Here is a 6,591-nt window from a genome sequence, read left to right as displayed (position 1 = left end):
GCCCCCGGCTGCGAGCGTGTCGTCCGTTCAGTCACGCGCGTCGTCCGTCTGATCACGCGCGCCGTCCGACCGGGCCCGGTCGGACGGCGCCCGGTCGTCGAGTGGCCACGAGGGACGCTTTCCCCGCATCTGAAGCGACGAAGGGGCCCTTCACCGCGTCAGATGCGGTGAAGGGCCCCTTCAGCCCACATCACTCCAGAACGAGCAGCAGGTCCCCGCCTTCGACCTGCTGGACGGCGTTGATCGCGCGCCGCGACACCTTGCCGCCCGCCGACGCGGTGATCGACGCCTCCATCTTCATCGCCTCGATGGTCGCGACCGTCGCACCGGCCTCGACCACGTCGCCTTCGGACACCTGCAGCGTGACCACGCCCGCGAACGGCGCGGCGATCTGCTTCGGGTCGCCCTTGTCGGCCTTCTCCGTCGCCGGGATGTCCGACGCGATCGAGGTGTCACGGACCTGGATCGGGCGCAGCTGGCCGTTGAGCGTCGACATCACCGTGCGCAGCCCGCGCTCGTCGGCCTCGCCGATGGCCTCCAGCTCGATCAGCAGCCGGACACCCTGCTCCAGGTCGACCGAGTACTCCTCGCCCGGGCGCAGCCCGTAGAAGAAGTCCTTGGACGGCAGGACCGAGGTGTCGCCGTACTGCTCGCGGTGCGCCTCGAAGTCCTTCGTGGGCCCGGGGAACAGCAGCCGGTTCAGCGTCCGGCGACGGTCCTCGGCCAGCCCCTTGAGGTCCTCTTCGGACAGTTCCTGCACCGGCTTCGGCTGCGCGCGGCCCTCCAGGGCCTTGGTGCGGAACGGCTCCGGCCAGCCACCGGGCGGGTCGCCCAGTTCGCCGCGCAGGAAGCCGATCACCGAGTCGGGGATGTCGAACTTGTTCGGCTCCGCCTCGAAGTCGGACGGCGAGACGCCCGCGCCGACGAGGTGCAGCGCGAGGTCACCGACCACTTTGGACGAAGGCGTGACCTTCACCAGGTGCCCGAGGATCCGGTCCGCGGCCGCGTACATCGCCTCGATGTCCTCGAACCGCTCGCCGAGACCGAGCGCGATCGCCTGCGTGCGCAGGTTCGACAGCTGCCCGCCGGGGATCTCGTGGTGGTACACGCGGCCGGTCGGCGACGCGAGACCGGCCTCGAACGGCGCGTAGATCTTGCGCACGCTCTCCCAGTACGGCTCCAGGTCGCCGATCGCCTGCAGGTCCAGCCCGGTCGGCCGGTCCGAGTGGTCGGTGGCCGCGACCAGCGCCGAGAGCGACGGCTGCGAGGTCGTGCCCGCCATGGACGCGACGGCGCCGTCGACGGCGTCCGCCCCGGCCTGGATCGCGGCGAGATACGTCGCCAGCTGACCACCCGCGGTGTCGTGCGTGTGGATGTGCACCGGGAGGTCGAACTCCTTGCGCAGCGCGGAAACCAGCCGCACCGCCGCCGGTGCCCGCAGCAGGCCCGCCATGTCCTTGATGGCCAGGACGTGCGCACCCGCGCCGACGATCTGCTCCGCCAGCTTGAGGTAGTAGTCCAGCGTGTACAGCTTCTCCGCCGGGTCCGACAGGTCCGAGGTGTAGCAGAGCGCCACCTCGGCGACCGCGGATCCGGTCTCGCGGACGGCCTCGATCGCCGGGCGCATCTGCTCGACGTCGTTGAGCGCGTCGAAGATCCGGAAGATGTCGATCCCGGTCGCCGTCGCCTCCTCGACGAAGGCGTTGGTCACCTCGGTCGGATACGGCGTGTAGCCGACGGTGTTGCGGCCGCGCAGCAGCATCTGGAGACAGATGTTCGGCACTGCTTCCCGCAGCTTCGCCAGCCGTTCCCACGGGTCTTCCGCGAGGAACCGCAGGGCGACGTCGTAGGTCGCGCCGCCCCAGCATTCCAGCGAAAGCAACTGCGGCGTGGTGCGCGCGACCACCGGCGCGACGGCGAGCAGGTCCTTCGTCCGCACGCGGGTGGCGAGCAGCGACTGGTGCGCGTCGCGGAAGGTGGTGTCGGTGACGCCGATGGTCGGCGACTCCCGCAGCCAGCGGGCGAAGCCCTCCGGGCCGAGCTCGGTCAGCTTCTGCTTCGAGCCGGGCGCCGGTTCGAGCCCCTTGGGCAGCTTCGGCAGTTTGACCTGCGGGTCGAGGGTGCGCGGACGCTCGCCGTTCGGCTTGTTGACCGTCTTGTCGGCGAGGTAGGTCAGCAGCCTGGTCCCGCGGTCGGCCGAATGGCGCGCGGTGAGCAGATGCGGACGCTCCTCGATGAACGACGTCGTGACTCGGCCTTCGCGGAAGTCCGGGTCGTCGAGGACGGCCTGCAGGAACGGGATGTTCGTGGCCACGCCGCGGATCCGGAACTCGGCGACGGCGCGCCTCGCGCGGCCGACGGCGGTCTTGAAGTCGCGGCCGCGGCAGCTGAGCTTCACCAGCAGCGAGTCGAAGTGCGCGCTGATCTCGGTGCCGGCGAACGCCGTCCCGCCGTCGAGGCGGATACCGGAACCGCCGGGCGAGCGGTACGCGCTGATCATCCCGGTGTCCGGGCGGAAGCCGTTGGCGGGATCCTCGGTGGTGATGCGGCACTGGAGGGCGGCGCCGCGCAGGTACACCTTGTCCTGCGAGAGCCCGAGGTCTTCCAGGGTCTCGCCGGAGGCGATGCGCAGCTGCGACTGGACGAGGTCGACGTCGGTGACCTCCTCGGTCACCGTGTGCTCGACCTGGATCCGCGGGTTCATCTCGATGAAGACGTGGTTGCCGTCCTTGTCGAGCAGGAACTCGACGGTGCCGGCGTTGCGGTAACCGATCTGGCGGGCGAACTTCACCGCGTCGGCGCAGATCCGGTCGCGCAGCTCCGACGGCAGGTTCGGCGCCGGGGCCAGCTCGACGACCTTCTGGTGACGGCGCTGGACCGAACAGTCGCGCTCGTAGAGGTGGATCACGTTGCCCTCGCCGTCGGCGAGGATCTGGACCTCGATGTGGCGCGGCTCGACGACGGCCTTCTCGATGAACACCGTCGGGTCGCCGAAGGCCGATTCGGCCTCGCGCGCGGCGGCCTCGATGGACTCGCGCAGCTGCGCGGGGTCCAGGACGCGGCGCATACCGCGACCGCCTCCACCGGCGACGGCCTTGACGAAGACCGGGAAGCCGATCTCCTCGGCGGCGGCGATCAGCGCGTCGACGTCGGAGGACGGTTCGGAGGAGCCCAGCACCGGCACGCCGGCGTCGCGCGCGGCCTTGACCGCGCGGGCCTTGTTCCCGGTCAGCTCGAGGATGTCCGCGCTCGGCCCGACGAAGGTGATGCCTTCGTCCTCGCACGCGCGCGCGAGGTCCGGGTTCTCGGAGAGGAAGCCGTAGCCGGGGTAGACGGCGTCGGCCCCGGCCTTCTTGGCGGCGGCCACGATTTCCTCGACCGACAGATAGGCCCGCACCGGATGACCGGGTTCGCCGATCTCGTAGGCCTCGTCGGCCTTCAGCCGGTGGAGCGAATTGCGGTCTTCGTGCGGGAACACAGCCACCGTGCCCGCGCCGAGCTCGAATCCGGCGCGGAACGCGCGGATGGCGATCTCACCCCGGTTGGCGACCAGTACCTTGCGGAACATGCCGGTCCTTCCCATCATCGGATCGGTAGGTGAGGCACGTTACCTGCTCGCTCCCGCAGGACGGGAGTTGTTGCCCAGGTGATGGACGTCATCCCCGCCCGAGTTGCGTACCCGGGGTCTGGAGCAACCGGTTCGCGGTGCCCTCGTGGACGCCGGTCAGCACGTCGACGGCGGCGAGGTCCACGACAGCCTTCGTGACGTCCGGCGCCGACACGTCGGGGTGCAGGCCCCGGTACAGCGCGGTCACCCCGGCGACGTGCGCGGCGGCCGACGAGGTCCCGCTCAGCACCCGGCCGCCACTGCCCCCGGCGTTGGGTCCCGGCACGTCCACGCCGGGCGCGAACAGGTCGACGACCTCGCCGTAGTTGGACGTCGATCCGACCTGGTCGCTCGCGTCGGTCGAGCCGACGGTGAGCGCTTCGGTGACCCGGCCGGGTGAGAACTGGCCCGCGTCGGTGGCCTCGCCACCGGCCGGGAGGGCGACCGGGACGACCGCCGCGAGCGCGCGGACGGCGGCGTCGAGCCGGTCGTTGGCGGTGCCGCCGATGCCGAGGACGGCCACGGCGGGCTGGTGTGCGTTCTGCGTCACCCAGTCGATACCGGCGATGATCTTGTCCGTCGAGCCGCCACCCTGCGCGTCGATCACCCGGACGGGGACGATCTGCGCGCCCTTCGCGACGCCATAGCTCGTCGACGCGGCGACACCGGCCAGGTACGTGCCGTGACCGTTGGTGTCGGAAGTGTCCGTGCCGCCGTTGAGAAAGTCCTTACCGGGCTTCACCCGGCCGCCGAAATCCGGATGGCCCGCGTCGACGCCGCTGTCGATCACGTAGACCGTGACGTCCTTGGCGTCGGTGTCGTAGTGATAGAGCTGGTCGAGGCCTGTTCGCTGGTCGATCCGGTCCAGTCCCCAGTTCGGCGGGTTCTGCTGGACTTCCGTCGCGGAGGCGGGCTGCGCCACGAACACCAGGAGGGCGAGCGCGGCCATGACCCGTACCAGTCGAATGATCATGCCTCGGGCCTACGCCTGTCACCCGCGAGGGGCAACCTCAACCACCCGATCGGCTGGGGCCGGTCGGAGGTGCCCGCTGACCGTCGACTCCGGGAAACACACCAGCGCGTCGAAGGCGTTGACGACGTCGACGGGATTGAACAGATGCGCGTGACGGATGCTCTGGGGTCCTTCGGTTCCGCGCCGCGCGCGAAGATCGACCAAGCCGGGCCCTTCCGCCTCGACGCTGCCGTCCGCCGGTTCGTCCAGATCTTGTTCGTAGACGGTGAAACCGAGCCGTGCGGACGGATCCGGTTTGAGGCCGGTGGTCTTCCCCTCGACGGCGGTGAGCGCCAGGGCGAAGTAGTCGTCGCCGAACTCGGCGGCCAGATGCGTTCCGGCCGAAGGCGCGGTGAGGCCGGGGAACGGCGAGAACGGCACGCGCTGGAGGTGTCCGTTGTGGAGCATCACGACGATCTTCGTGTCGTCGCCGTGGAGCCGCCGGATCAGCCGGACACTTTCGGCCATGTACGCGTCGCGGGAACCGCTCTGCAAGGCGGGCGCGGTGCCGGACATCATCGCGGCCACCTCGGCGAGGTAGGCGTCGAGCCGCAGCGCGCCTTCGGCCTGGTGCTCGGCGACGGCGGTGTCCCCGTAGACGGGACGCAGCGAGGTGAGGTGCGTCTTGAGGCGGGTGAGCGCCGCTGTCGCCTTGTCCCGGGCGACGTCGTCGAGGGCGGAGTACTTGGCGGGCGCTTCCGCGCTGCTGACCGACGCGTAGCCCTCGGTCGCCTCGATCGCGGCGTCGACGAGGCTTGTGGCGGCTTCGTCCACAGTGGACAAGTAGTCGCGGACCGCTCTCAGCGCGGGCACGGGCGAGCCCGCGGAACTCGGCACGTCGAGGCCGAAGTACCGGACGTCGCCCCGGTCACGGAGCCACGTCAGCATTTCGTGGGCCTCGGGTGACTCTCCGAGGGAGAAGGTGAAGCCGTCGCGGCCGACTTCGGCGACGTCTCCGGGGGCGCCGTTCAGCCAGTTTTGGACGAGCTCGCCCTCGGCGAAGCCGGATTCGAAACCGACCACCCGGAAGCCGTGGTTCTCGACGAGCTCGCGAAGCAAACGATTGCGCAGGTCCCCGAACTCGTGGATGTGGTGGTTGTTCTCACCGATGGCGACGATCTTGGCGTCCCCGATGAGTTCGGCGATCTTGGCGGGGTCTGACATACTGACCACCCTAACGCAACAGGAGTAGCGATTGGCAACCTCCGGTACACAGCGGCCCGGCGGCCGGACCGAACGCACCCGTCAGGCCGTCCTGCACGCCACCCTCGACCTGCTGGCCGAACGCGGGTTCGGCGAGCTGACCGTGGACGCGGTCGCCGAACGGTCCGGAGTGCACAAGACCACGGTGTACCGGCGCTGGTCCTCACCGGACGGTCTCGTCGCCGCCGCGTTGCAGATGGGCGCGGAGGACGACTGGAAGGCGCCCGACACCGGATCGCTCGAAGACGATCTGTACGAAGTGGCCGCCGAGGTCGTGCGCTACTTCACCGAGCCCGCGCTGAAGGAGCTTCCGATGGCGTCGGTCGCGGCGGCCTTCCAGTCGTCGCAGGCGGCCGAGGCGCTGCACGACTTCTACGCGGACCGGCATGTCCGCATGGCGCCGATCACGGAACGGGCCGTCGCACGCGGCGAGGTCCCGTCCGGGACGGACGGCGACGAGCTGGTGCGGGCGGTGTGCGGGCCGATGTTCTACCGGCTGCTCCTCTCCCGGGAGAGGGTCACGGTCGCGGACGCGCGAGTCACGGCACGGGCGGTCGCCGTCGCCGCGCGCGAGGGCGCCTTCGTCACCTCGCGCGATCAGCCTGCCGGTACATGATGGCCCCCTTCCTTGCGCTAGACGTAAGGAAGGGGGCCATCATGTACCGGTGCCGGGAGCGACCAGTCGCCTGCTTTTCCTCGGCGTTGGGTAATGCACGTTTGGCACCGGTTAGGTTGTGGAAAGTGCGGTAGCAAACGGCCACACCTTGGG

The 6,591-nt window shown here is 70.0% G+C and carries 4 protein-coding genes; 1 reads left to right on the top strand and 3 read right to left on the bottom strand.

Annotated elements, in window-relative coordinates; translation table 11 throughout:
- Positions 1-190: 190 nt before the first annotated feature.
- The 3 genes from ACFWMR_RS42190 to ACFWMR_RS42180 all read right to left on the bottom strand — a co-directional run bounded on the left by ACFWMR_RS42190 (position 191) and on the right by ACFWMR_RS42180 (position 5,783).
- A complete protein-coding gene (locus ACFWMR_RS42190) occupies positions 191-3,568 on the bottom strand; it encodes a pyruvate carboxylase (protein ID WP_378382447.1) in 3,378 nt (1,125 codons plus the stop codon).
- 88 nt (positions 3,569-3,656) lie between these two features.
- The gene (locus tag ACFWMR_RS42185) at positions 3,657-4,556 is read right to left on the bottom strand and encodes a S8 family peptidase (RefSeq protein ID WP_378382448.1); all 900 of its coding nucleotides are present in this window, start codon (positions 4,554-4,556) and stop codon (positions 3,657-3,659) included.
- 42 nt (positions 4,557-4,598) lie between these two features.
- A complete protein-coding gene (locus ACFWMR_RS42180) occupies positions 4,599-5,783 on the bottom strand; it encodes an erythromycin esterase family protein (protein WP_378382446.1) in 1,185 nt (394 codons plus the stop codon).
- Between the two features lie 31 nt (positions 5,784-5,814).
- Between ACFWMR_RS42180 and ACFWMR_RS42175 the strand changes: the two genes are divergently transcribed.
- Complete coding sequence (locus tag ACFWMR_RS42175) at positions 5,815-6,438, top strand: TetR/AcrR family transcriptional regulator (protein ID WP_378382445.1); 624 nt, start codon at positions 5,815-5,817, stop codon at positions 6,436-6,438.
- The last annotated feature ends 153 nt before the right edge of the window (positions 6,439-6,591 follow it).

Source organism: Amycolatopsis thailandensis (assembly GCF_042723255.1).
In the GTDB taxonomy this organism is placed as follows: Bacteria; Actinomycetota; Actinomycetes; order Mycobacteriales; family Pseudonocardiaceae; genus Amycolatopsis; species Amycolatopsis thailandensis.
Note: the sequence above shows the minus strand (reverse complement) of the source record. Positions and strands in the feature narration are given on the sequence as shown.